22 protein-coding genes and 1 pseudogene are annotated in these 24,920 nt (G+C 39.3%); 5 read left to right on the top strand and 18 right to left on the bottom strand.

Annotated elements, in window-relative coordinates; all coding sequences use genetic code 11:
• Window positions 1-304: 304 nt before the first annotated feature.
• Window positions 305-631: a cyclic-phosphate processing receiver domain-containing protein gene (locus tag ACNHOZ_RS14775; protein ID WP_014461165.1), complete on the top strand. Its 327-nt coding sequence runs from the start codon at window positions 305-307 to the stop codon at window positions 629-631.
• A 215-nt stretch (window positions 632-846) separates the two neighbouring features.
• On the opposite strand, the gene ACNHOZ_RS14770 is transcribed toward ACNHOZ_RS14775, so the two are convergent.
• The 5 genes from ACNHOZ_RS14770 to ACNHOZ_RS14750 form a co-directional block, all read right to left on the bottom strand.
• On the bottom strand, window positions 847-1,683 hold the full coding sequence (locus ACNHOZ_RS14770; RefSeq protein ID WP_447697227.1) for a formate/nitrite transporter family protein: 837 nt from the start codon (window positions 1,681-1,683) through the stop codon (window positions 847-849).
• 24 nt (window positions 1,684-1,707) lie between these two features.
• On the bottom strand, window positions 1,708-2,478 hold the full coding sequence (cobA, locus tag ACNHOZ_RS14765; protein ID WP_048020221.1) for a uroporphyrinogen-III C-methyltransferase: 771 nt from the start codon (window positions 2,476-2,478) through the stop codon (window positions 1,708-1,710).
• Between the two features lie 71 nt (window positions 2,479-2,549).
• Window positions 2,550-2,876, bottom strand: a complete 327-nt coding sequence (nirD, locus tag ACNHOZ_RS14760; RefSeq protein WP_013055862.1) for a nitrite reductase small subunit NirD — start codon at window positions 2,874-2,876, stop codon at window positions 2,550-2,552.
• Window positions 2,877-2,894: 18 nt separating this feature from the next.
• On the bottom strand, window positions 2,895-5,309 hold the full coding sequence (nirB, locus tag ACNHOZ_RS14755; RefSeq protein ID WP_255899806.1) for a nitrite reductase large subunit NirB: 2,415 nt from the start codon (window positions 5,307-5,309) through the stop codon (window positions 2,895-2,897).
• A gap of 612 nt (window positions 5,310-5,921) precedes the next feature.
• Window positions 5,922-6,668 (bottom strand): SGNH/GDSL hydrolase family protein, encoded by a 747-nt coding sequence (locus ACNHOZ_RS14750; protein WP_048020219.1) that lies wholly within the window; start codon window positions 6,666-6,668, stop codon window positions 5,922-5,924.
• 464 nt (window positions 6,669-7,132) lie between these two features.
• Here ACNHOZ_RS14750 and ACNHOZ_RS14745 point away from each other — a divergent pair, with 464 nt between their 5' ends.
• Window positions 7,133-7,624: a sigma-70 family RNA polymerase sigma factor gene (locus ACNHOZ_RS14745; RefSeq protein ID WP_045293088.1), complete on the top strand. Its 492-nt coding sequence runs from the start codon at window positions 7,133-7,135 to the stop codon at window positions 7,622-7,624.
• Between the two features lie 100 nt (window positions 7,625-7,724).
• Here ACNHOZ_RS14745 and ACNHOZ_RS14740 read toward each other — a convergent pair whose 3' ends face one another.
• From ACNHOZ_RS14740 to garR, 4 genes are all read right to left on the bottom strand, one after another.
• Complete coding sequence (locus ACNHOZ_RS14740; RefSeq protein ID WP_048020218.1) at window positions 7,725-8,204, bottom strand: competence protein ComK; 480 nt, start codon at window positions 8,202-8,204, stop codon at window positions 7,725-7,727.
• 139 nt (window positions 8,205-8,343) lie between these two features.
• Window positions 8,344-9,702: a GntT/GntP/DsdX family permease gene (locus ACNHOZ_RS14735; protein ID WP_013055857.1), complete on the bottom strand. Its 1,359-nt coding sequence runs from the start codon at window positions 9,700-9,702 to the stop codon at window positions 8,344-8,346.
• A gap of 106 nt (window positions 9,703-9,808) precedes the next feature.
• Window positions 9,809-11,248, bottom strand: a complete 1,440-nt coding sequence (locus tag ACNHOZ_RS14730; protein WP_255899799.1) for a four-carbon acid sugar kinase family protein — start codon at window positions 11,246-11,248, stop codon at window positions 9,809-9,811.
• Window positions 11,245-12,147: a 2-hydroxy-3-oxopropionate reductase gene (gene garR / locus ACNHOZ_RS14725; protein ID WP_168760437.1), complete on the bottom strand. Its 903-nt coding sequence runs from the start codon at window positions 12,145-12,147 to the stop codon at window positions 11,245-11,247. Before garR ends, ACNHOZ_RS14730 begins: the two co-directional genes overlap by 4 nt.
• Before the next feature lie 294 nt (window positions 12,148-12,441).
• Here garR and ACNHOZ_RS14720 point away from each other — a divergent pair, with 294 nt between their 5' ends.
• Window positions 12,442-13,068 (top strand): GntR family transcriptional regulator, encoded by a 627-nt coding sequence (locus tag ACNHOZ_RS14720; RefSeq protein ID WP_075422293.1) that lies wholly within the window; start codon window positions 12,442-12,444, stop codon window positions 13,066-13,068.
• Between the two features lie 24 nt (window positions 13,069-13,092).
• On the opposite strand, the gene ACNHOZ_RS14715 is transcribed toward ACNHOZ_RS14720, so the two are convergent.
• The 4 genes from ACNHOZ_RS14715 to ACNHOZ_RS14700 form a co-directional block, all read right to left on the bottom strand.
• On the bottom strand, window positions 13,093-14,631 hold the full coding sequence (locus ACNHOZ_RS14715; RefSeq protein WP_372497471.1) for an FMN-binding glutamate synthase family protein: 1,539 nt from the start codon (window positions 14,629-14,631) through the stop codon (window positions 13,093-13,095).
• Between the two features lie 85 nt (window positions 14,632-14,716).
• On the bottom strand, window positions 14,717-16,438 hold the full coding sequence (locus ACNHOZ_RS14710; RefSeq protein WP_255899788.1) for a pyruvate oxidase: 1,722 nt from the start codon (window positions 16,436-16,438) through the stop codon (window positions 14,717-14,719).
• Between the two features lie 100 nt (window positions 16,439-16,538).
• The gene (locus ACNHOZ_RS14705; protein WP_447697226.1) at window positions 16,539-17,306 is read right to left on the bottom strand and encodes a tyrosine-protein phosphatase; all 768 of its coding nucleotides are present in this window, start codon (window positions 17,304-17,306) and stop codon (window positions 16,539-16,541) included.
• A gap of 279 nt (window positions 17,307-17,585) precedes the next feature.
• Window positions 17,586-18,338, bottom strand: a complete 753-nt coding sequence (locus tag ACNHOZ_RS14700; protein WP_098332213.1) for a CpsB/CapC family capsule biosynthesis tyrosine phosphatase — start codon at window positions 18,336-18,338, stop codon at window positions 17,586-17,588.
• Between the two features lie 345 nt (window positions 18,339-18,683).
• Here ACNHOZ_RS14700 and ACNHOZ_RS14695 point away from each other — a divergent pair, with 345 nt between their 5' ends.
• On the top strand, window positions 18,684-19,412 hold the full coding sequence (locus ACNHOZ_RS14695) for a DUF6270 domain-containing protein (RefSeq protein ID WP_447697225.1): 729 nt from the start codon (window positions 18,684-18,686) through the stop codon (window positions 19,410-19,412).
• A gap of 27 nt (window positions 19,413-19,439) precedes the next feature.
• Here the strand turns inward: ACNHOZ_RS14695 and ACNHOZ_RS14690 are convergent, their stop codons facing one another.
• Window positions 19,440-20,201 (bottom strand): SGNH/GDSL hydrolase family protein, encoded by a 762-nt coding sequence (locus tag ACNHOZ_RS14690; RefSeq protein WP_447697224.1) that lies wholly within the window; start codon window positions 20,199-20,201, stop codon window positions 19,440-19,442.
• A gap of 195 nt (window positions 20,202-20,396) precedes the next feature.
• On the opposite strand from ACNHOZ_RS14690, the gene tagU reads away from it, so the two are divergent.
• The gene (tagU, locus tag ACNHOZ_RS14685; RefSeq protein WP_447697223.1) at window positions 20,397-21,359 is read left to right on the top strand and encodes a polyisoprenyl-teichoic acid--peptidoglycan teichoic acid transferase TagU; all 963 of its coding nucleotides are present in this window, start codon (window positions 20,397-20,399) and stop codon (window positions 21,357-21,359) included.
• A gap of 36 nt (window positions 21,360-21,395) precedes the next feature.
• Here the strand turns inward: tagU and ACNHOZ_RS14680 are convergent, their stop codons facing one another.
• The 4 genes and pseudogenes from ACNHOZ_RS14680 to ACNHOZ_RS14665 all read right to left on the bottom strand — a co-directional run bounded on the left by ACNHOZ_RS14680 (window position 21,396) and on the right by ACNHOZ_RS14665 (window position 24,904).
• Complete coding sequence (locus ACNHOZ_RS14680) at window positions 21,396-21,794, bottom strand: triple tyrosine motif-containing protein (RefSeq protein ID WP_064471429.1); 399 nt, start codon at window positions 21,792-21,794, stop codon at window positions 21,396-21,398.
• Window positions 21,795-21,858: 64 nt separating this feature from the next.
• A pseudogene (tagH, locus tag ACNHOZ_RS14675) lies at window positions 21,859-22,809 on the bottom strand (teichoic acids export ABC transporter ATP-binding subunit TagH); the annotation flags it as partial.
• A 17-nt stretch (window positions 22,810-22,826) separates the two neighbouring features.
• Entirely contained in the window at window positions 22,827-23,630 is an 804-nt protein-coding gene (locus ACNHOZ_RS14670; protein WP_064471427.1) for an ABC transporter permease, read from the bottom strand.
• Complete coding sequence (locus ACNHOZ_RS14665; protein WP_043979840.1) at window positions 23,627-24,904, bottom strand: nucleotide sugar dehydrogenase; 1,278 nt, start codon at window positions 24,902-24,904, stop codon at window positions 23,627-23,629. Before ACNHOZ_RS14665 ends, ACNHOZ_RS14670 begins: the two co-directional genes overlap by 4 nt.
• Window positions 24,905-24,920: the final 16 nt, after the last annotated feature.

Genomic DNA, 24,920 nt, shown 5'->3' with positions numbered 1-24,920 from the left:
TCTTTTATTCATTAAACCTTTTCCATCCCTTGTCAAATCTGGGATTTAAATGACCTTGTTAAACAAAAATCACAAAATAAAAAAAGTTAATTTCCAGTTTAAACTGTTTATCTATTCACTTTTCGTTCGACATCTCTTTCCTTATTTCCTGTTTATTCGCCGTGAATATGCAAATAATGATAAAAATTCGTGTTTTTACCCCTATTTAAGAAGGAATAGCTTAAAACGTGTCGAATAGACTTAGGTAGGTATATGACATTATGTATGTTACACTAAATACAAGGCAAGGAAGGGAGAATCAGTCATGAAAATCAATGTTTTTCTAGACGACTATCGCAAATGCCCTGACGGTCATGTTTTAGCCGAAACGATTGACGAATGTATTGATCTTTTAAGATCATTCGATGTTGAACATTTGTCACTCGATCACGATTTACTCAGCAAGACACGGAATGGATTAATGCTCGTGCATTTTATGGTAAAACACCATTTATATGCCGATCGAATCACGATTCACTCCGCTAATCATTTAGGCAGCAAAGCAATGTACAACTGCTTTAAAGAAGCTCAAAAAGAGCATAAAATGCCAAACAACATTAAAATTCTAAGATGCCCTCTGCCTCTTCGATGATATCTGCACCCTCACACATTCATTTCAACAGAATCTGTTCGGATTCAATTCTCACAGACATCCTGTTTCTATAAAATGAAGAACAATACTGCTTGTTCGATACGTATAGATGTGAATACGCTTTAAGCAGTTTATATTATATAGAAGAAAACCGCTCTAAAATACCGTTATGATAGCTTTAAAAGCAGACTATATGGTACAAAGAGCGGTTTTTGCTATTTAGACAGTTTAGCAGAATCCAAATCAGCTGAGAGAGCAGCCGGCTGTTTTTTAACTTCTTTTAGCTGCCTAGCATTCACTAACCAGTAAATGCTTCCTACAAACAGTCCTCCCCCTACGATGTTTCCGAGCGTAACAGGAATTAAATTATGAAATAGGCCAGCAGCCGAAATCGTATCTGGATGCGGAAGCAGTAAAGCCAGGCCAAGAAACGTCATATTTGCCACGCTGTGCTCGTATCCTGAAGCAACAAATGCAAACAGCATCCAAAAAATAAGCATGATCTTTGCTGCATCGCTTTTAGTGCGCGAAGCCGTCCAAATCGCCAGACAAACAAGCCAGTTGCAAAGGATGCCGCGAAAAAACAATTCACTGACCGGCAAATTCATTTTTTTAGCTGCCAGCGTCATGAGTAAATGATTGAGTTCAATTCCTTTAAACAAACCGGTTCCGGTAATTAACAAACAAAGCCCAAACGCTCCTATCGCATTTCCGATAAAACACCACGTCCAGTTTTTGAACGTATCTTTCCATGTCGTGACTCTCGATAGCGTACTGACCGTATAAACCATATGATTCCCCGTAAACAATTCAGCTCCTGCAAATACGACAAGCAGGAGAGCAACAGCAAATGATAACCCCATCACAAGAGAAACGACCGGTAAAGAAGCAGAAGCTAAAGGCGCTCCTACTGATAGAGCTAATATAACGCCAAGTCCCACGTAAGCACCCGCTAGCACAGCTAACAGCAAATAACTCGGTAAATGATCATTCACAAGCTTCGTTTTTTCGCGGGCTAACTCATTCATTGACTGCAGTGAATTCTTAAACAAAAGCGTTTCCTCCTTTTATTCATACTAGACGCATACTTTTTCTTCTGTTTTTTCCAAAAACCACGAAAGAACAGAAGCTTGCTTCACCACTTCACCAATCACAATCATCGCGGGATTGCTGACTTTCTGCTCTGCAGCCGTATCTACGATTGTGCCAAGCGTGCCTGTAACCGTGCGTTGATAAACCGACGTGCCTTCTTCAATAAGAGCGACCGGCGTATCCGCGCTTTTTCCGGCGTCTAAAAGCTGACGGCAAATATAAGGCAAGTTTTTAACGCCCATATAAATCGCAAGCGTATCAACTCCTTTTGCTAAATGCTCCCAGCGAATACTTTCCGGCTTGCCGCTCAAGCAGTGTCCCGTCACAATCGCAAACGAACGGCTGAGCTCCCGATGCGTCACAGGAATTCCAGCATAGGCCGGTGCCGCTATGCCTGCTGTAATTCCTGGAACGACTTCAAACGAAATTCCGTTTTGAACGAGTACTTCTGCTTCTTCTCCGCCTCTTCCGAAAATAAACGGATCTCCGCCTTTTAACCGGACGACGGTGTTTCCTTTTCTTGCGTAGCATACAAGCAAATCATGAATATCATCTTGAGAAACGCAGTGATCACCAGGCTTTTTCCCGCAGTAGACAAGTTCGGCTCCTTCTTTTGCATACTGAAGAAGAACAGGGTTCACTAATCGGTCATATAAAATAACGTCTGCTTTTTCTAAACATTTGGCTGCTTTTATCGTTAGCAAATCTGGATCTCCTGGTCCGGCTCCTACAATGTACACTTTTCCTGTTCTCATTTTTGCTTCGCTCCTTTTAGTGTGTCCCCTTGAATTTTTGTGGCGCGTTGAAAGTCAACGCGCCACGTTACTTATTCTTCAATTAAAAGATACAGCAAATCTCCTTCAACAGATGCTTCGTACGTGTCTACACAGCCACTGTCAGGCTCTTGCACGTTACCGTCATGCAAGCAAATTTTCCAGTCGTGCATCGGACAAAACACCGAGTCGCCGCTCACGATCCCTTCACTTAGCACCCCGCCTTTATGCGGACAACGATTTTCAATTGCCCGTATTTTTCCGCTTGATAGCTTAAACACCGCAATTTCTTTTCCGTTTACTTTCACTGTTTTACCCAGGCTTACTGGAAAATCATGAATTGACCCTACGCATACTTTTGTAATGTTTTTATTCACCATCTTTATTTCCCCCCAGCATTATGATGTGACAACTGTTTCGAACAGCTCTTTTTTCGTCTTTTTGCTTTCGACGATTTCTTTCCAAGGATCACGGTACGTAGATAACGCTTCGTCCATACGCATATTCAGCTCTCTTCTTGTCTCAGCGTCATCAAGCACGGACTGAATGTGCGAAAGTCCCATGCGCTCAATCCATGCAGACGTACGCTCTAAGTAATTAGCCGTTTCTCGGTAATACTGCAAATAAGCTCCTGTAATGTCCATCAATTCTTCGTCTGTTTTTACTTTATATAACAAATCTCCGCCGCGAAGATGCGTACCTCCATTTCCGCCCACGTAAATTTCCCAGCCGCCGTCAATTCCAATAAAGCCAATATCTTTAATACCTGACTCAGCGCAGCTTCTCGGACAAGCAGATACAGCCATTTTCACTTTATGAGGCGTCCATAGTCCTTCAAATTTTTTCTCAAGCGCAATTCCAACGCCCATTGAATCCTGCGTGCCAAAACGGCAAAACTGTTCGCCGACGCATGTTTTCACGGTCCGCAGCGACTTACCGTACGCGTAGCCAGAAGGCATATCTAACTCTTCCCATACGCTAGGCAAATCTTCTTTTTTAACACCAAACAAATCAAGACGCTGACCACCCGTCACTTTTACGAGCGGAATTTCATATTTATCAACAACATCTGCAATTTTTCGTAAATCTTCTGCATTTGTGACGCCTCCGTATATGCGAGGAACAACAGAATACGTGCCGTCTTTTTGAATATTTGCGTGCATGCGTTCATTCACAAATCGTGATTCGCGTTCATCAACGTATCCGGTCGGATTTACCATACCTAAATAATAATTCAGCGCCGGACGGCATTTCGAACAGCCTTCTTCATTATTCCATCCGAGCACATTCATCACTTCACGCGTATGCGAAAGACCTTTTGCTTTGATTTCTTCGACCACTTCATCTCGTGATAGAGTCGTACAGCCGCAAATCGCTTCTTTTTGAGCCGTAGCGTCAAAGTCAGCGCCAAGCGTATGCTGAAGCACTTCCGCTACAAGCGGTTTACATCCTCCGCAGGAGCGAGAGGCACTTGTACAAGCTTTGATTTCATCAACCGATGAGCATCCTTGTTTTTGGATAGCTTCCACAATCGTACCTTTTGTTACGCCGTTACAGCCGCAAATAATATCATCCGCACTCATGCTTGCTACTAAGCTTTCACCCGCGTTACCGCCAGATGGCTGTAAAATCGACACTTTTGCGACATCGGATACATCTTCTTGCTTTTGAATCATTGAAAACAGTCGATTTCCGTCGCTGCTGTCTCCAAAAAGAACGGCTCCTACAATTTGATTGCCTCGCAAAACAAGCTTTTTATAAATGCCGTCTTGTTCATCGAACACTTTGATTGCTTTTTTCTCTTCATCTTCCGTGAAGTCTCCTGCCGAAAACACTTCAACACCTGATACTTTTAGCTGCGTGGATAAAACCGATCCTTCATAAGGCACTTTTTCTGCCCCGCAAACCGCTTTTGCTAATGCTTTTCCTTGTTCATACAAAGGTGCCACTAATCCGTATACCATTCCTCTATGCTCTGCACATTCTCCAACCGCGTAGATGTTTGGAATATCCGTTTGCATATAATCATCCACGATAATTCCTCGGTTTACATTAAGTCCCGCTGCTTTTGCAAGCTGGACATTTGGTTTAATTCCGACTGCCATCACGACCAAATCAGCTTCTAAAAACGTCCCGTCTTTAAAAGATAATCCTTCAACTCGCTCATCTCCGACAATTTCCGCCGTTTGCTTTTCAAGCAAAAACTTCATGCCTTGTTTTTCTAATTCGTTTTGAAGCAATTTGCCCGCTGTTGGATCGAGCTGACGTTCCATTAAATACGGAGCTAAATGAATCACAGATACATCCATCCCTAGATTTAACAGCCCGCGCGCCGCTTCTAATCCAAGCAGTCCGCCTCCAATAACCGCTGCTTTTTTATACTGCTGAGATGCCTGCAGCATTTCATCCGTGTCTTTTATATCTCGAAAAGCCGTAACTCCTTTTTTATCAGACCCTGGAATCGGAAGAATAAAAGGAAGAGAGCCCGTTGCTAAAATCAACTCATCATACGATTCTACTCTGCCGCTGTTTGTCGCTACTTCTTTTTTTACTGAATCGATACTCGTAACCGTTTCGTTCGTATATAATGTAATATTGTTTTCTTGATACCAGTTCCAATCGTTTAACGTAATGTCTTCAACATTTGTATCCCCTTGCAGCACTTTTGACAGTAAAATACGATTATAGTTCGTATGCGGCTCGCTTCCAAAAATCGTAATTTCAAACGCTTCGCTTGAAACCTTCAATACTTCTTCAATCGCTCGAACTCCAGCCATTCCATTTCCAATCAATACGAGTTTCTTTTTTTGCATCTTCCATTCCTCCCCTGGCGTCTATACCTGCTTGTTTCAAAGATATATTTTATATGCATCTTTAAAGATATATTTAAGATATATGAATTTTCTGAATCGTTCAACTTATGTGTCAGGTTATCTAACACTGTTATGATATGTATACGATTCCATTGCTTTAACAGCAAGCAAAAAAAAATAAGTGCTCTAATTACGTTTTAATTTGGATCATCCTTTGCATTTTATTTTGTGATGTTTTTCACAACGTTAATGTAACAAAAAGAAATAACCTGAGCTATGATAAAAATCACTCCTAAATGTTGATAAGTAAAAAATAAAAATCTCAAAAGTTCTTTATAAAGAATTTTAAAAAAATAAACTGTTCTTTATAGTATTTACTATCTCCCTTATATTCTTTATAATGAATAAGAAAAACCTTTATTAAGAACAGAACGGAGAATGAGCATGCCACTCGTAAACATCAAGAAGGTTTGGACTCCTTTAGAGTTTATTGGATTTAAGCTTTATAAGTGTAAAGATACAAAAAGCTACTACTATAAAACGAGAAAAAGCCACAATCTAGCAAAATTGTAAAAAAACAAGCCCTATTTCTTTTGAAACAGGGCTTGTCTTTTATTTTCCTGTAAACCAATTCACAACATACTCTCCCCACACTTCATTTCCTTTTTTCGTTAAATTCCCGCTGTCTTTATTGATATACTCTCCTAAATGAAACGGCCAAATGAGCGAGTGATTCATATAATATACCCAGTTTGCTTCAGATACTCCCCTGATCGCTTCTACCCCTTCTTCATAGGACTCGGTTTGTGAAATATATGGCTGTGAAGGCTGAACCATAAGGGTCTTTTTCAAGTCTTTGAGCTGATGAATGAGCTTGTCTGTATTTTCAAGCGTCTCATCTAGCGTAAGGTGCTGATAGTCATTTTTAAGAGGTGCTTCAAACAGAATAATGTTTGGCTGAAGTTGATCAATTTGATCGGCAATATGTGAGGATAAAAGCTCATCCGTTGTCCCGTTACCATATGAAAGGGTTTTAACCGTAAATACATCACGTCCATATGTAGCTGCTAGCTCTTTTTTTAACTGCTGAGGCCACCCTGCTTTCTTTGCAGATGTGGCAATTACAAGAGTCAAAGGTTTTTTATTTGCGATAGATGATTGGATTTGCTTTGTGATAAAGTCTGGAAGATTTTTTGTATAAGCAGATACGTCGGAAAACTGTTTTTCTTTATGTACAACAGCAGTTTTTACTTCACTTGCCTGCGCTTCCGTTTGCTCCTGCCAGTGCTGCGTCCCCGCATACATCACCGCCCCGCACAAAACAGCCGCCGCCACATTTACCCCAACCATCGCCTTCATTCAATCTCCCCTTTACCCACTTTTTAAAAACCAACTATATTCTGCCCACCCAACTTACATTCAATAGAAAACACAAAAGGACAACCACAAAAATACTTCACTGAATTTGCCCAAAAAGGTTCACATATGCGGCAGGCGCAAACCCGCAAGGGAGGGTGACTGCCGCTTAGGTCTAGCAACTCTACCATCACCGCTCTTCCGTGATGGTAGAGTTGCTACATCGATATATAAATAGTATAGATTAGTAGAATTTGGAATGGGGGACCTTTCGTACGTAAAATCTCTACAAATACACGTATACTTCGCATATTTCCTAGCGAAACGTGAAGTTTCCGGGGAAATTACGTCACGTTTCTTAAAAAGAAAACATAATGTACGCTCATTCGCACATGTGATCTTCCCCTTGTACAGTAGAGATACCGGCGGAATACAGCAAAAGCGCGTTTTTGAAAAAGGAATGCTACATGCAAAAAAGCTCGTTTGATCAAATCGCTTCATCTTTTCATCCATTAATTGTGTCGATGATTAAAAAATTTCATATTTACAAAGACTACGACGAATATTATCAAATTGCGTTAATTGGTTTATGGAGAGCGTATCAAAAATTTGACGAAAGCAAAGGCTCTTTTTCCGCTTATGCCTACACAACCGTGCGCGGTACGATCCTATCTCATTTAAAAGGCACCATTTTATACGAAGAACGGGAAACACCAGCTGAGCAGAACCTACTTTCACTAAACGAAGATCACGCTCTTCCCGTTCCGCTAGAAAGTGAAATCATCAAGCAGCATATCGAACATTTAACGGGAAGAGAAAAAATCTATGTACTCGAACATCTGTTAGAAGGCTACTCGTATAAAGATATTGCCTACAAATACGGAGTCTCCACGGGAGCCGTTAAAAACTGGGGAAAAGCAGCCCGCAAAAAGCTAAAGGCCTCGCTTCTTCAGGAGTAAGAAAAGGAGGAAGCTTATCATAAGCTTCCTCCTTTCATTCATATGTGTAGTCCAAACGATTGTTCATATGTAGGACAAGTTTATTCGATAAATCGAACGATCATGCCAAGACAACCGGACTTTCTAAACAGTAATTACGAATAACAGCCGCTCTGGCCAGCTTTTTTTCTAAACTATAATAAGAAAGTTTCACTGGAATGAACGTTCCATCTTTGAAGTGAATTAGCATGGAGGTTGGATCAACTGTAGCAAGCGTGTGTGAAGTATGAACATGAGAGGCAAAAATCCAGGCGCAGCCATAGTCATTTGGCGAAGATGTCGGAAACGCAATGATGGCTTGTGAACGATTAATAACAAGCGGCGTAAGCTGTTTGTACGGAAACATTTTTCGAACGGCGGCAATCGATCCCTTAAACGTACTTAATTCCCGAATGCACGCTTCTTCTAATAATTGCTTACACGTCTTTCTTAGCATGTATTCTCCTGCTTCATCCAGCACCTTTGTGCAGTGTATAGGGTCGTTCACTGGAATCAATGCTTTTGTCGTCAAACCAATTTGATAGTTTTCATTATTTGTCATACATCTACCCCCTTTGCTACTTTATAACTATTCTATACTATCGAAACGGGAAAAATCTAGTCTTTTTTTCTCATTATTTGAAATGTTTTGAATATATTTAATATCCAAAGAAAAAAGCGCTGAAGCCAGCGCCTTTCTTTTAAATAAAAATGTCTAAAATAAGAACCATTGCAAACGCCGCAAATGATAGAATCGTTTCCATCACTGTCCACGTTTTTAACGTTTGAGCCACTGACATGTTGAAGAATTCTTTGATTAACCAGAAGCCAGAATCGTTTACGTGCGATAGCATTACAGAACCTGCGCCTGTTGCCAGTACTAGCAGCTCTGGGCTTACGTTTGGCATGGTTGCTGCAATTGGGGCGACAATACCTGCTGCTGTTGTCATTGCTACTGTTGCTGAACCAACTGCTGCACGAATTAACCCTGCAATCACAAACGCTAGTACGATAGGAGAAAGATGGGCATCTTGAGCAAATCCTGCAATCGCGTCACCTACACCGCTTGCTGTTAAAATTTTGTTAAAACCGCCGCCTGCACCGATGATTAAAATGATCGAAGCAACGGGTCCAAGACATTCATTTGTGAATTTTAATAAATCATCTTTGTTGTACCCTCTTGCAAAACCGAACGAATAAAAAGCAAATACCAATGAAATTAAAAGCGCAACGATTGGACTTCCGATAAAGTTTGTTACATAGCGAATCGTACTTGTTTCTGGATAAACAAACCCAGTAATTGTTGCTAAAAGCATTAATAGTACCGGTAGTAAAATCGTGAATAACGTAATGCCGAAACCAGGAAGATCTTTATGCTTTGACTCTGTGAACTGCTCCATAATTTCACCCGTTGGCTCTACGTGAACACGGCGTGAAATGAACGATCCGTAAATAGGACCTGCCACTGCGGCAGCTGGGAATGCCACAACTAATGAATACAAAATCGTTTTACCTAAATCTGCTTTGAAGATATCCACCGCTAGCATCGCTGCTGGATGTGGAGGTACTAAACTGTGAACAACGGCTAAACCGGCAATTAATGATAAACCAATTTTAATAAGTGACGTACCCGTATGCTTGGCAATTACAAATACAAGCGGAATTAATAACACAACCCCTACTTGGAAAAAGACTGGAATACCACAAATAACGGCTACAACCATCATTGCCCAGTGTACGTTCTTTTCACCGAATACTTTAATTAACGTGCGGGCAATACGCTCAGCTCCGCCTGACTCTGCCATCATTTTACCTAACATCGTTCCAAGACCAAGAACAATCGCGATAAATCCTAAGACGCTCGCTACTCCTTCTTGGAAAGCCGTTACGATATCAGGCAGCTTCATTCCTGAAATAAGACCCATAAACAAAGCCGCAACAATCAGTGCTACGAACGGATTTGTTTTAAACTTAGCAATTAAAAAGATAAGTCCAACAATCGATACAATCGCATACAGCAAAAGACTTGCTTCATGACTTAATCCGAATACTGAATTCATATGTTCATCCCCTTAGTGTGACCATTTTTCATGTACGTACATCCAAATAATGTATACGCTTTCAAATATTTTCTAAAGTGAACGCACATCGTACGTTCACTTCTTTCTATTTACTTAGTAATTCAACTGTTTCACGAAGCGTTGTTTTGGCTCCGACGTTTCCAGGGAAAATGATGTACGCAATGCCTGGAAACTTGCTTTCCTCTCCCGTTACCCATACCGGAATGCCGGGTTTGATTTGTCCAGCAACCGTCGCGCGCTTTACGGATAAGCCGTTTACGCCGATATCGCTTGACGTAATGCCGCCTTTTGCAACGATAAAGTTTGGACGAACGTTCAAGCGGCGAACAATACTTGTAACGGCATCTGAAATTTTCACCGATAATTTAAGCTCTTCTTCTTTTTTCCCTTCGCCAAGATCTAAGCGCTCGCGTCTTGTATACACAGCTACCGTTTGACCTTGTGAAATAAGCTTCTCTGCTTCATTGATAATACGATTCACTTCTTCTTCAAATTTTTCAGGTTCTAAGACAAGATGACAATCAAATTCAACAAATTCAATGAAGCTGCATTTCTTTAATTCTTCTAACTGCTCCGTTGTTTTTTTAACATGCGAACCAACCATAATTAATCCGCCGTTTGACGACTTTTCTTTAATGAGCTCTTCTTTTGTTAAAAGGTCTTTATCGCTCACGCCGCCCATTACTTTTGTTAGAGCCGCAGCGCTGCGATACATAAAATGCTTTCCGAGCTTCATCGCGCGAAGAAGCGCAATCGTCACAACTTTCACGTCTACATAATCCACTGCGTTCACAATCACTTTGTTAAAGTCTTTCACTTCCATTAACTGATTTGTAATCGTTACTAAATCAAGTGCACGAATGCTCCTAAGCGAAATATACGTCGTATGACTTGCTTTGAATTTCCCTTCTGACTTTTCTTCTACCCATTCGCCTAAATGAGACTTACTGTAGCCAAACGTACGGTCTTTTGCAAATTCTGTTTCTCCTGCCGGCACTAAGTAGTCTTCATCTTGCACGTAGTGAATGTTATCAACTGTGAATCGTCCGCCTTCTTTAAAGAAAGGAAAAATCACTTCGCCGTCGAGCACTTGATTTGAGTGCTGTTCAACGGTTTTCTTTAATACTTCTGTTTCTAAAGGGTAGTGACCGCGAAGAGTCGAATCACCTCTGCTGATAATTAAAAACTCTTTATCTACTTCAGCCGCTACCTCTGTAATAACAGCAGCAATGTCCGCGTGGGCTTTTTCCGTTTCAGAAGTGGTAAATCCGCGTGAATTTGTTAGAATAAAAAACATGGAGTTTTCTTCTAAAAATCCTTGCTTGATGCTGTCTTTGCTCCAGTCTGTGTACACGGAAATGCCATTAACGGTTTGAACACCCGTTGGATCATCATCAAGCACAATGATTTTTTGGTTGAACGTCAGAAGCTCATCGTCGAGCATTTTTTGGACAAGTGCTTCATCGACCGCTGGAATGTTTTTAAACACATCGCTTACAAGACGTTTTTCTTGTTGTTTAATCATGCTTCCACCTTCTTTTTCACTTTAACGTTTGCTAACTTTTCATAGTACTGCACAATTCCGCCGTGATCATCGCTTGCTTTTCCGTCTACTTTTAACGCGTGGAATATTTCTACAAGCTGACTTGAAAGCGGAAGCGGTACGCCAATGTCATGAGCCGTTTCCATCACGTTTGTCATATCTTTTAAGTTAATATCAATGCGTCCGCCTGCTACAAAGTTGCGGTCTAAAATAAGCGGTACTTTTGCATCTAATACAGCGCTTCCTGCTAATCCGCCGCGAATCGCTTGATACATTTTTTCAACGTCAATGCCTGCTTTGGCTGCTAATACAAGTGCTTCAGACATTGCTGCAATGTTTAAGTTTACAATCACTTGGTTTGCAAGCTTCGCCGTTACGCCGCTTCCATTGTCTCCAACAAGCGTTACTTCTGCTCCCATCGCATGAAGAATGGATGAAACGCTTTCAAAGATGTGTTCGTTTCCTCCGACCATAATCGCAAGCGTGCCGTCAATTGCTTTTGGCTCTCCTCCGCTGACCGGAGCGTCTAGCATATGAATTCCTTTTTGTGCAAGTTCAGCCGCAATTTCTTTTGATGCTACCGGTGAAATGGAACTCATATCGATGATAACGCTTCCTTCTTTTGCGCTATGAATTAACCCTTCTTCTCCAAGAACTACGCTTTTTACATGATGTGAAGCTGGAAGCATCGTGATCATCACGTCGCTGTTCACTGCAACTTCAGCAAGACTTTCTGCTCCAAATCCTCCTGCTGCTTTCACTTCTTCTACTGCTGCTTTATTAATATCGTAAACCGTTACCTCAAAGCCTGCTTTTAATAAATTGAGTGTCATCGGTTTTCCCATAATTCCAAGTCCAATAAATCCAACGCGTTTTGTCATTTTCGTTTCCTCCCCTTGTTGTATACGTTTTCAAATACGTTTTAAAAAAATAATGTATACGTTAAAATATTTTTTGTGTACATTTCTGATAATTTTGTATACACTCATCATATTCGCATTTTATTTATTTGTCTAGCCTTTTTTTAAATGAAATTTATTTCTAAAAGCGAAACTTTCCGTCCCACCTTTTCACAAGTTATAGTATGATTTGGGTATACGCGTACAAAATGATAAAAAATAAAGAGAGAAAGAGACGAGATTTTCTCGTGTCGAATGCTAGAGGTGAAGTAGAGTATGTTAAGAAATCAAGGATCTCGTTCGTCTCATCACCCTTCTTATGAGATGATTCGAGATAAAATTTTAAACGGTGAGCTTGAAGGCGGTACAAAAATCGTCGAAGAAAAATTAGCGAGCGAGCTTGGATTCAGCCGAACGCCGATTCGTGACTCCATTAGACGCTTAGAATATGAAGGACTGATTGTTCGAAAAAAAGTGGTGTCGCCGACAGAAAAAGATTTACGCAACTTGTTTGAAGTGCGAATGCTGCTAGAAGGCTCAGCTTCTAAAGCTGCGGCAACTTTTTTATCTGATAACGAATTAGAAGAGTTAAAGGAATGCGTAGACATCGGAAGAAACGGCTCGTTTGAAGAAATCATGAGCGCAAATGAACGTTTTCACGCCATCATTGTGAACGCAAGCAACAATGACGTCATGATTAATATTATCGACCGCATGCAGTCGATCATTTACTTATTCCGTCATACGGTCGTATTTTACAACCGCCCGTTTTTAATTGACGAACATGAAGACATTTATAAAGCGATTAAAGAACGCAATGCTGAAAAAGCAGAAGCGTTAATGCAAGAGCATCTTCAAAAAGACTTAGAGTTTTGCCTGCATTTGCTTCAAAGAAGACAATAAAAAAGCTGCCAACCGGCAGCTTTTTTATACGTACATCTTTTCTTTTACAGAAATATCAGCTAACTGTCCACTGCTGTTTTTGAACACCACGTGTTTTTTTGAAAACTTCGTTGGCGAATCAATACCGGCTGCTGCTGCTAAATTAAACAACCCTTCACGTAATGACAGCACGTAGTTGCACACCCGATATGATTTTTCTTCAATAATAAGCGCTTTTTGCAGCTTTGGATCTGTTGTCGCTACGCCCACGGGACAACGGTTATTGTGACAAACTTGCGCTTGAATACAGCCAACGGAAAACATAAAGCCTCTGGCAATATTTACGCAGTCGGCACCCAGTGATAAAGCAGTCGCAATTTTATCAGCCGTTAGCAGCTTGCCCGATGCAAAAAGCTTTACTTCATCACGAACGCCATACTTTTTAAGCAGTTCATCCACAAAAGGAAGTCCTGAAAACAGCGGCACACCCGCTCCATCCGCTAATTCTTGAAACGATGCGCCCGTTCCGCCTTCTGCTCCGTCTATCGTAATAAAATCAGGTCCGCTTCCCGTTTCTTTCATATACGCCGCCATTTCTTCAAGATCATTTGTGTTTCCGACCACCATTTTAATGCCTACTGGCTTGCCGCCCACATCTCGAAGCTTTTCAATAAACTGAAACATTTCAGGATACGACGCGAACTCTTTAAAACGATTTGGACTGTCTACCGATTCTCCCGGCTTTAAGTTGCGGATTTCAGCAATTTCTTCCGTTACTTTTGAACCGTCTACGTGACCGCCTCGCGTTTTGGCTCCTTGCGCCAGCTTGATTTCAAACGCTTTGATTTGCTTCATTTCACTTTTCTTTTTAAACTCTTCCCATGAAAACTCGCCTTCTTTTGTCCGAACGCCAAAAAGCCCTGGACCAATTTGAAAAATGATATCGACGTTTCCTTTTAAATGATACGGTGACAGTCCGCCTTCTCCCGTGTTCATCCACGTGCCGCCTGCTCGACCTAACCCTAGGGATAAAGCGGTAATCGCATGGTCACCAAGCGCTCCAAAGCTCATGCCGGATTGACCGATTAATCCTTTTACAACAAAGGGATTTTTGCATGAAGGCCCTATAACGACCGCCTCTTCATCTCGTAAATAAAACGGATCCGCTTCTTTTTCTTCTCGGTGCTCTCTTCGGCTAAATAAGTTATCCGCGTCCATTTTATATACTTTTGTTTTAATTTTTGTCGTATTATCCGCTTTCATTTCATCGCGCTGCTTTGGAAACACCGCGTTTCGAATATAGTAGCCCGGTTCGTTAAAATCACGCTCTGAGCCAAACCCCATCATCCGGTTCAAGTATTTACCTGACTTAACGGTTTGCTCGTATTGATTTCGAGAAAACGGCTTGCCTTCGTTATTATTTAAAAATAAATACTGACGCAGTTCAGGCCCCATTTTCTCAAAAATATAGCGCATTTTTCCTAGCAGCGGATAGTTTCTAAGCACCGAATGCTCTTCTTGTTTTTCATCTTTCATCCAAAGGATAACCGCAACAATAACCGGCACGATAATGACAAGCATCATGACCGCACCAAAAATAAGTAAAATGACTTCAAACACTCCCATGATATCCCTCCTAAAAAGACTCTCCTGTAAGGAGAGTCACTGATTAAAGCATTCTGCTTAGTCCTTTGCGAAGCGGCGGCATTTCGAGCTCATGTTCTTTAAAGAACTTTTTCATGATATGCTTCGAGTAATTTGCCGCTTGTCCAAATGAAATTTTGCCTGGAAGCGGCGGTTCATCCGCGACAACGACATCAATTACCACAGGAACATTCGCAAGCGCTGCTTTTTCAAATGCTGTTTCGAGCTCCTCGTATTTTTCAACACGATAGCCAATGCCTCCGCACGATTCAGCGAACTTCGCAAAGTTCATTTCACCAAGCTGCGTTTGATAATCCAAGTGACCTTGAATGGCTTGTTCATATTTAATCATCCCGATTTCGCTGTTATTAAGGACGACAACAACAATCGGCAGCTTGTACTTCACGGCCGTCACAAAGTCTTGCATGACCATCGTAAAGCCTCCGTCACCGCATACGGCTACCGATTGTTTTTCAGGATGAGCAAGCTTTCCTGCAATCGCAGCCGGAAGTCCGCAGCCCATCGTTGCCAGCCAGCTTGAAATCACAAATTTTTGATTTGTCATGCGGAAATGTCTTGCCATCCATACCGTTACGTTCCCGACATCAACAGATACAATCGCATCATCATCAACGATTTTTTGCAGCTTAGGGATGACTTGCTGCGGCTTGATTGGCGTACTCACTTCGTTTTCTTCTTTTTCTACATGCTTCCACCAGTTTTCCATATTAACTTGACACTCTTCTAAGAAACGACGGTTTTCTTGATAATCTAAATTATGCACAAGCTGGGACAGCGTCGTTTTCGAGTCTCCGACTAAGCCAATCGATACAGGATAGCGTCTGCCAATTTGTGTGGCGTCAGAGTCCAGTTGAATCGCTTCAACCCCGTCCGGTAAAAACTCACGGTACGGAAACGATGTTCCCACCATAATCAATAAGTCGGTTTCTTCCATCGCTTCATACGCCGGCTTTGTCCCAATTTGACCGAGCTGCCCTAGGTTATAAGGATGATGATCAGGCAGTATTCCTTTACCCGGAAGCGTAAAGATAATTGGTGCCGCAATTTTTTCCGCAAACTGCGCTAATTCAAGCTTGGCGTGCTTGGCGCCTGTTCCTGCTAAAATAACCGGTTTTTTTGCGTATTTAATCGCTAGAAGCGCTTTAGCTACATCTTCCGGGTCACTGTGAGAAATGCTTTTTGATACATTAGCAATTGGCGTTTTTTCATCAATTTTAATTGTTGAAGACGGAATATCATCTGGAATAACTAGAACCGCTACACCTTTTTTAGCGTAAGCCGTTCGAATCGCTTGCTGCAGAAGATTCGGAAATGATTCAGGTGAATCTACTCGGTGATTAAACACCGACACATCGTCAAAAACACGTTCTAAATTCACTTCTTGAAACGATTCATTGCCAAGCTTCGCGCGTGGCACCTGTCCCGCTAGCACTAGCACTGGTGCACCGTCTGCTTTCGCATCATACAAACCGTTTAACAAATGAATCGCACCCGGTCCTCCGATCGACAGACATACGCCGATTTTACCCGTGATTTTAGCGTAAGAAGATGCGGCAAGTGCGCCTACTTCCTCGTGACGGACTTGAATAAACTCAATTTCATCTTTTTCACTCCGCAGATTGTCCATAAAATGATTGATTGAATCTCCCGGCATACCGAAAATGTGATCGATCTTCCATTCTTTTAATACCGACATAGCTGCTTTTCCAGCTGTAGTTTTTATCATATTCAGCCTTCCTTTCTTTAACTTTGTTTCTATTCCATACCACAATGAAAGAAAGACAAAACAAGGGACTTTCCCGTTTTTATGGAAAAGTCCCTTGTTTTCAGCTAAATAATTTAAATAAACTAAATTTTTTCATCGGCTCAGGCTCTAATTGATGCACCGGACGACCGTCGATAATTGCTTCTGCATTTTCGATAAAAAAATAAAGTTCTGACGCACCGTACATATCGGAAATATAATCATACGCTTTTGAAAGTGAATAGTCGTGGTAATTGCGAGCATGAACGCCAGAGGCAATCACGTGGGCTAAGCGGTATTTAATAAACATACAGGCCGCTTTTCTTTCTTTTTTTCCGTTTAAACCGAGAATACTAGCAGCGCTTAGCTGAACGAGCACGCCTTTTTTAACAAGCCCATACAAACGCTCAGGGTGATCTCGGAAAATCGGATGACATTCTGGTGAACGTAGAATAGGCACAACGCCTTTTGTGAGAAGATCATACAGCGTTTTTTCAAAATAAGGTGAGATATCATAGTCAGGCAGTGAAAGAAACAAATATTTATCGGTGTGATTAAGCGTAAGAAGCTGATTTCGCTCATAGTTTCGCAGAAGTTGAGGCGATAAAGGGACAAGCTGACCTGGTAATACTTGTAGAGGAACACATGAATTTGTAAGCCATTCATTAGCTGCATTTACATAGAGAAATAAATGGTGTTTCATAAACTCTTGATCGCTATCATAAAGCGGCGTCGCCACAACGGACTGAACGCCTTGATCCGCTAAGGAGCGTGCCATCTTCAAAAAACCGTCTACTTCCTCAGGTCCGCTATCGATATTAGGCAATATGTACGTATGAATATCAATCACTTTATTTCCCTCCCTGCGTTTTGTATAGCTCTATTCTACGACGATTTCAAATGTGAAACTATGTATTCTTCTCGACATTTACCACCACGAACCCCGGAAAACCGCGTACTTTCCTGTCATCTACTTAACTAACAATATTTTACTATCACTCTATGTGAAAACGCAAACATAATTTGTAAAATAACTCCAAATATTGATGATAAAAGAAGGGATTTAAATAGGTCTTTGTATGCAAATACCCTGATTAAACAGAAGTTAATCAGGGTACAAAGGGAAAAGTTAAAAAATTCCTAGAAATTTTGTTTTTTTGATGCGCTCAGGCTCTTGTTTATAAACAGCCTTCCCGCTCGCAATAGCCTCAGCATTTTCCATAAAATGATAGAGCTTGCTGTTGCCGTATTTTTTAGAAACGGCTGAATAAGCTTTTTGCAGGCCGTACTGCTGGTAATTTTCACGATTCACGCCAGATGCAATAACGTGTGCTAATCCGTGATCAATGAACTGATAAGCTGCTTTTTTAGCTTTACTGCCGTTGCCGCCCAGCACACTTTGTGCAGACAGCTGAACGACTGCTCCATTTTTTACGAGCTTGTACAAGTGCGGAGGGTTTTCCACAAATAATGAATGGCACTCAGGCTCATTTAAAACCGGTACAATACCTTTTAGCTGAAGCTCGTAAGCAATATTTTCTAACACTTCAATTTCCACGTCTTGTGGAATGTGTAAAAACATATATTTTTCATTTTCATTTATTGTCATCGTGTAATACTCTTCATTTGATACAATCATATTGGTAGAGGCAATTACTTTTTGACCTGGTAAAACGCTTAACGAAATAGAAGATTTTCTTAACCATTCATTCGCAAGATCAACACTTTCTCTACAGCTGGAATCTTTTCCATCATAAAGAGGTGCTGCTACGACTTCTGTTACTCCTTGTTTCACTAATACATTTGCCATTTCTAAAAATTCTTCTACACTTTTGGGACCACTGTTCACATTTGGCAAGATATTGGTATATATATCTATCATTTTTTTCTCCTCTTTCTATGCCTCAGATCATGGATAGTATTCCATGAGTTATATTATAGCACACTACTTTTTTTCTTTCTTCCAATATAAGTATAAATCTTCCTTTATGCTCTATTTACGTAGTGATAGACCTTTGTTTTGTAATGAAATGTCTCAGACAGTTTTTTCTTCTTGATTAAAGGAATAAATAACAATGATTTTCTAAGCTTTCATTCTAGTAAAAAGGAAATAGATGAATGAAAATATACCTATTTTACATTGACATCATTATCCTTATTCGTATATATTTTTTATATGTGTTTAAAAATAGGACAGGTTTACACTGAATAGGAGTTGTTAATTGATTTGAATAAAAAGATAGATATTCTAGGAAGCTGCGTTTCTAGAGATCCGTTTGCTATGTTTGATCATGATTATGAAATAAATAGTTATTTTGCTAGAACTAATATTATATCGCTAGCATCGAATTCCATGAATATGTCCATACATCGAATTTCTTTAGAGTCAAACTTTCAAAAAAGATGTGTGTATAACGATTTAAATAAATTGTTTTTTAAAAACGTAAGAGAAACCGAAGCGCAAGTCTTAATCATTGACTTGTTATCTGAACGTTTAAGAATTATGAAACGTGGAGAAAGTTATTTTACTTATTCTGATGAATTCACTCGATCAAATTTAGTGACAGATTTAAAAGGAAAACAATTTGTAGACAAGACAGATGAGCTTTGGAAAAGCTCTGCTGACAAGTTTATAGAAGAAATTAACAACAGTAGCATCGAACAAGTTATTATACATAAAGCTCTATGGCAAGAAAAATATGTGGATAAAGACGGCATCATTCAATCTTTTGATAATATTGAAGAAATTCATTTCAATAATGAGAAGCTTGAATACATGTATTCTTATTTAGCTGATAACATTCATAATGCTTGTTATTTAGAAATTGAAGGTGAAGTGTTGGCGGATGAAAATCACAAGTGGGGTTTATCTCCTAGACATTATGAATCTTCCTACTACCAAAAGTTTCTTCATGAACTAAATAATCTTACCCAAAAAAACAAGATCTTTTCATAAAAGATCTTGTTTTTTCATTACCTGTATTTAATTATTAGTAAAGTAATGGATTAAAAAGTCTGCCCATACTTGTTCACCTTTTTCATTAGGCTGACCTGGTACATCGGTTAAGTATTCTGTAATTTCCTTTGAATTGTAATCAGGCCAAGATTTCCAATGGTTAATAAATTCGTACCCGTTTTCTTTTGAAAAATCCTCTAGAGCTTTTACATCATTGGGGTAATTTTTTGCCTGATAAACTGGTGCTGAAGGCTGAAAAATCGTTACTAAGTTTTTGTTTTCAGCTTCAATGTGCTTCATGACAACATCTAAATTCTCAAGCGTGTTGTCAATTCCTACTACTCCATTATCATTTAATAAAAATGGTTCAAAGAGCAAGATATCAGGCTTTGCTTTTGTAATTTCTTCATACGTTTTTGTTTTCACAAATTGTAATGTATTCATTTGTTTATATTCATACAACTCTACATTTATCAAATCCGTTCCATATGTATCTTCCACTTTTTCTTTTAATAAAGCTCCCCACGTCTTTACGTCTTTCTCAGGAGCAGACCCCACAATTACAAGTTTTACAGGATTTCCTGTTTCCTTTGCCTTTTCTAATTTCTTCATAATTGATTCCGGCAAGTTCTTAGTCTCAGTTTGCATATCTTTTTCTGTTTCTGCTGCGCTTACTCTCGTAGGCTTTGATTCAAACTGCTTGTCTAATTGATGATTCCAATACATCTTTCCTGCTACTAAAGATGAGATAAAGATGAGAATAGCAAATACGTTAATTAAAATTTTCATAAAATGTCTCCCTTACTATATCTTTCTTTTTTTCTTTTATTATAATATAATTTTAAAGTACATGAAGAAATTTGATTAAATTTGTCATTTTTTTAATCATTTTGACGTGTTTTCTGATGAAAAAGATAAGAATAATGGCTTACATAGAAGACATTTATTTTATCAATACATAAGGAAAAGGAAGAGAGGTTCCACATGGAAGAACAAGTACAACCTTCAAATGCGCGCAGACGCAAACGAAAAAAACCGAAAAAGAAACGCGCGTTCAAAATTATTCTTGGTATTATTTTAGTATTAATTCTAGGTGTAGCAGGCTATGCATATAGCATATGGCATTCTGTTGAAAAGACATTCACACAAACTCACGAACCGTTAAAACGTGATGTATCTGAAAAGCGCTCAACTAAAGTGAGCTTAGCAAATGGCGATCCTATTTCTATTTTACTATTGGGAGTAGATCAGCGTGCCGGTGACCGAGGACGTTCAGATTCTACTATTTTAATGACGGTAAACCCAAAGACACAGTCTATGAAGATGGTAAGTATTCCACGTGATACGCGAACTGAAATTGTCGGAAAAGGAACACAAGATAAAATTAACCACGCTTACGCATTTGGTGGCGTAGATATGGCTGTAAATACGGTAGAAAAATTCTTAGACATTCCTGTAGACTATTATGTTCAAGTGAATATGGAAAGCTTTAAAGACATTGTAGACGCTGTTGGCGGCGTAACTGTAAACAATAACCTTGCGTTTAATTATGACGGCTACAGCTTCCAAAAAGGACCTTTGAAATTAGATGGTAAAGAAGCATTGGCTTTCACTCGTATGCGTAAACAAGACCCTCGCGGTGACTTTGGACGTCAGCAGCGTCAGCGTCAAGTAATTGAAGGCGTTATTGACGAAGGAGCTAGCGTTCAGTCTTTAACAAACTACGGTACGATTTTAGATGCAATTGGTCAAAATGTAAAAACAAACCTTACATTTGATGATATGAAACAGATTCAATCAAACTATAAAGACGCACGCAAAAATTCAGAGCAGCTTCAAATAGATGGAAAAGGCGAAAAAATCAACGGTATCTACTATTATGCGGTATCTGATGACACTCGCAATCAGCTGTCTACTGAATTAAAAGAAAGTTTAAATTTAAAATAAATAAAAAAAGTGTAGCAGAAGCTACACTTTTTTTATTTACTTATCTTTTTTATCTTTATCATCTATTACTACATTAACAGCGTTCGTACTTTTAACTACTTTTTTATCGTCAGATCCTTTTGCAAATACACGTACTTTGTAACGACCAGACTCTTTTAAAGGAAACTTCAATGAACTATCCTTAGAATAGGAAATCTTTTTAAATGCCTTATTATCTTTGTGAATATAATAAGCATATTTTACATCCGTTCCCTTAGCTTTTGTTGTTACCTCTAAACGTTTATTGCCGAAGTTTTTAAGTGAAACCGCTGTAAGTTCTGTTTTAACTTCTGATTGTTCAGATGCTTTCTTAGGAGATGCAGCTTCTTCTTTGTTGCTGCAACCTGCAAATAATAACATACCCGCTACAACCGGAATAAATAACTTTGCTTTCATTTTTAGTCACCTCGTATGTTTTAGTGAAACTTACACACTTCTCTAGTTCATAAAGCTTTTATAAAAACATAAAAACAGCTAGTAAAACAGAAAGTGTACATAATAAGCTTAGCTGAACCCTTAATTGAATTCTTCGCTTCTTATTCATTTTTTGACTCTGATATCTTTGAAAACGCTGATCAGCAGTTGTGAGAATAGGTTCTCTATGTTCTTTCACCTGAGAAATTGCAGCTTGCTGCTGATTTAGCATTTTCGTTTTGTATAACTTTTTATCTTCATCACTTAGCTTGTTAAACCATTCTATAAATTTCTTATAGCTGGCCAGCACAGCTCTTGTACGTCCAAATTTTCGTAACTGACCAAAATGCATCCAAATTACCTTATCACAAATATTTCTAATTTGAGATACGGAGTGACTAATGAAAAAAATTGTTTTTCCATCTTCTTTAAATTCATTAATTTTTGTTAAACACTTATCATAAAATGTTTGATCTCCAACGGACAAGGCTTCATCAACTACTAAAATGTCAGGATTTGTATGAACGGATATCGCAAAGCCCAGTCTGGATTTCATTCCACTAGAATAATTTTTAACAGGCTGATTAATAAATTTACCTATATCTGCAAACTCAATAATTTTCGGGGTAATTTGCTTGATTTCTTCTTTTGTTAATCCATGCATCAAGCATTTTAATTCTATATTTTCATAGCCGCTTAAATTATTGTTGAGACCTGCAGATATGGCAATTAATGACGTTTCACCATTAATCGTTAATTCTCCAGAAGTAGGAGGAACCACTTGAGATAGGATATTAGAAAGGGTTGATTTTCCTGAACCGTTTACCCCAACAATTCCAATCACTTCTCCCTCGTACACAGAAAAGGAAACATCTCTTAATGCATAAAAGCTTTCATTCTGCTTCTTCGGAAAAAACACTTCTCGTATTTTATCAGATCGCTTTTGGTAAAGTACGTACTTTTTACTTACATTTTCAAATTGAACCTTTAGCTTCATAAATTTAAGCTCCTAGATTACAAGTAATCGATAAACTTTTTCCTGAATTTTATATGTAGAACGGATCCTACTAACAGTATTAATAACGTAACAACCCAAAAATACAGTGTATATATCCAATCATCATAGAACCAAGCGTACCCTAGAAAACTATTACGAAACCCTTCTATTAAATAATAGATAGGATTTAGCTTCAAAACAGTTTGGAATACGTGTGGAAGTCTAGATTGATCCCACAGGATAGGTAATAAATACACCATCATTCTCATAATGGCTTGTAAGGCTTGTTGAAAATCTCTTACAATTGTTGAGATTGTAGAACCTAACAACGTAACGGCAAACAAGAAAACAAATAATGACACCAAATAATAAGGCAATTGCAAGATATGTAGTCCAGGATTAATTCCATATACTATAAAAATAAACGCTAATACAACTAACATGACAATTAATTGAAAAGAGTTACTAATGATAGTGACTGTAGGTAAAATACTTACCGGGAACTTCATTTTGGATACGAGACTTACTCTTGCATATACACTGTTAGAACCTTGAAGAATTGATGGACTAATAAAAAACCAAGGAATTAGCCCTACCATTAACCATGCAAAAAATGGTACACCGTGAACAGGTGCTCCTCCTCGAATGCCAATTCCAAACACCAGCCAATATAGAAGAACCTGTATAACAGGAGTTAAAAACTGCCATACAGCTCCTAAATAATGCAATTGGTATTTGCCTTTCATATCGTAACGAGCTAGCCTTAAAATCAAATGAAAATTCGAGGATTGTTCTTTCAAAATCCTCCCTACAAGATTCATGCCATTACTTCTTCCTTCTTAAGGAATGCATGTAGGTTGCCATAGTTAATGTAACTGAAATCGTCAGAACGGTTAGCTACCACGTTTTTCGTATCGAAAATACGTTTTGTTGCCATACCTTCTAATTCACTCCAGTTTAATTCTTTGAATTCATTATGGTCTGTTAACACAAGAACTAGGTCAGAGTTGCGTACAGCTTCCTTGATATCTTGCTCAACCCAATCTTGTTCCACGTGAGGATCAAATGCGCGAATTTCGTATTTGCCCTCTGCTTTTAATAAATCATAGATTTCCATTGCCGGACTTTCACGGATATCGTCTACGTTTCCTTTATACGTTAAACCGAATACTGTCACAACGCGGCCGTCTACTTTTTCCATTAGAGCATTTGTGTTGTCTACTACGTATTGAGGCATAGACGTGTTAATTGTTCTTGCTAGATTAATAAGCTGAGCTGTTTTAGGCGCTTTCGCAACGATGAAATATGGATCTACAGCCAAGCAGTGTCCGCCTACACCTGGTCCTGGTGTATGAAGATTTACACGCGGATGCTTGTTAGCCATTTGAACAACTTCTAGCGCATCGATTTCTAATTCGTTACATACTTTTGTTAATTCGTTTGCTAGCGCGATGTTTACGTCACGGAATGTGTTTTCCATTAGTTTTGACATTTCTGCTGTTTTTGCATCTGTCTTAATGATTTCACCTTGTACAAATGTGCTGTATACCATTGCACCAGCTTCTGTACAATTTGGCGTAAGTCCTCCAACAATACGGTTGTTGTGGATTAGTTCGTGAAGAATTTGTCCTGGAAGTACACGTTCTGGACAATGTACTAAGAACACGTCTTTTCCAACTTCAAAGCCAGCTGCTTCTACTAGCGGTTTTACATGGTCATCCATGCTACGCGGTGCGATTGTAGATTCTACGATTAATACGTTTCCTTTTTCTAAGTAAGGAATGACGTTGCTTACAGCGCTTAATACATATGATAGATCACAAGATTTGTGTTGGTCATCATGGTTTGGTGTTGGTACAGCTACGATGAATGCATCTGCTTTTTCCGGCTGTAATGCTGCGCGGAATGTACCTTTTTCAATTACTTCATTTAATGCTTCCTGCAAACCAGGCTCTTCTAAATGGATTTTTCCATTGTTTAATGATTCAATTACGCGTTGACTTACGTCGACACCTACAACATCCACATCATGTTTTGCAAACATAATAGACGTTGGTAATCCAATATATCCTAATCCTACTGTACAAAGTTTCATTTTATTTCCTCCTGAG

It is taken from the genome of Priestia sp. D51 (assembly GCF_053345675.1).
Note: the sequence above shows the minus strand (reverse complement) of the source record. Positions and strands in the feature narration are given on the sequence as shown.

Excerpts from the sequence above, each read along its gene's own strand:
- ACNHOZ_RS14740 (WP_048020218.1), bottom strand. The coding sequence starts at position 8,204 with ATGACAAATAATGAAAACTATCAAATTGGTTTGACGACAAAAGCATTG.
- nirB (WP_255899806.1), bottom strand. The coding sequence starts at position 5,309 with ATGCAAAAAAAGAAACTCGTATTGATTGGAAATGGAATGGCTGGAGTT.
- ACNHOZ_RS14775 (WP_014461165.1), top strand. The coding sequence starts at position 305 with ATGAAAATCAATGTTTTTCTAGACGACTATCGCAAATGCCCTGACGGT.
- ACNHOZ_RS14745 (WP_045293088.1), top strand. The coding sequence starts at position 7,133 with ATGCAAAAAAGCTCGTTTGATCAAATCGCTTCATCTTTTCATCCATTA.
- ACNHOZ_RS14670 (WP_064471427.1), bottom strand. The coding sequence starts at position 23,630 with ATGAATCTTGTAGGGAGGATTTTGAAAGAACAATCCTCGAATTTTCAT.
- ACNHOZ_RS14735 (WP_013055857.1), bottom strand. The coding sequence starts at position 9,702 with ATGAATTCAGTATTCGGATTAAGTCATGAAGCAAGTCTTTTGCTGTAT.
- ACNHOZ_RS14680 (WP_064471429.1), bottom strand. The coding sequence starts at position 21,794 with ATGAAAGCAAAGTTATTTATTCCGGTTGTAGCGGGTATGTTATTATTT.
- ACNHOZ_RS14750 (WP_048020219.1), bottom strand. The coding sequence starts at position 6,668 with ATGAAGGCGATGGTTGGGGTAAATGTGGCGGCGGCTGTTTTGTGCGGG.
- cobA (WP_048020221.1), bottom strand. The coding sequence starts at position 2,478 with ATGAGAACAGGAAAAGTGTACATTGTAGGAGCCGGACCAGGAGATCCA.
- ACNHOZ_RS14665 (WP_043979840.1), bottom strand. The coding sequence starts at position 24,904 with ATGAAACTTTGTACAGTAGGATTAGGATATATTGGATTACCAACGTCT.
- tagU (WP_447697223.1), top strand. The coding sequence starts at position 20,397 with ATGGAAGAACAAGTACAACCTTCAAATGCGCGCAGACGCAAACGAAAA.
- garR (WP_168760437.1), bottom strand. The coding sequence starts at position 12,147 with ATGACAAAACGCGTTGGATTTATTGGACTTGGAATTATGGGAAAACCG.
- ACNHOZ_RS14720 (WP_075422293.1), top strand. The coding sequence starts at position 12,442 with ATGTTAAGAAATCAAGGATCTCGTTCGTCTCATCACCCTTCTTATGAG.
- ACNHOZ_RS14730 (WP_255899799.1), bottom strand. The coding sequence starts at position 11,248 with ATGATTAAACAACAAGAAAAACGTCTTGTAAGCGATGTGTTTAAAAAC.
- ACNHOZ_RS14690 (WP_447697224.1), bottom strand. The coding sequence starts at position 20,201 with ATGAAAATTTTAATTAACGTATTTGCTATTCTCATCTTTATCTCATCT.
- nirD (WP_013055862.1), bottom strand. The coding sequence starts at position 2,876 with ATGGTGAATAAAAACATTACAAAAGTATGCGTAGGGTCAATTCATGAT.
- ACNHOZ_RS14710 (WP_255899788.1), bottom strand. The coding sequence starts at position 16,438 with ATGATAAAAACTACAGCTGGAAAAGCAGCTATGTCGGTATTAAAAGAA.
- ACNHOZ_RS14700 (WP_098332213.1), bottom strand. The coding sequence starts at position 18,338 with ATGATAGATATATATACCAATATCTTGCCAAATGTGAACAGTGGTCCC.
- ACNHOZ_RS14715 (WP_372497471.1), bottom strand. The coding sequence starts at position 14,631 with ATGATGCTTGTCATTATCGTGCCGGTTATTGTTGCGGTTATCCTTTGG.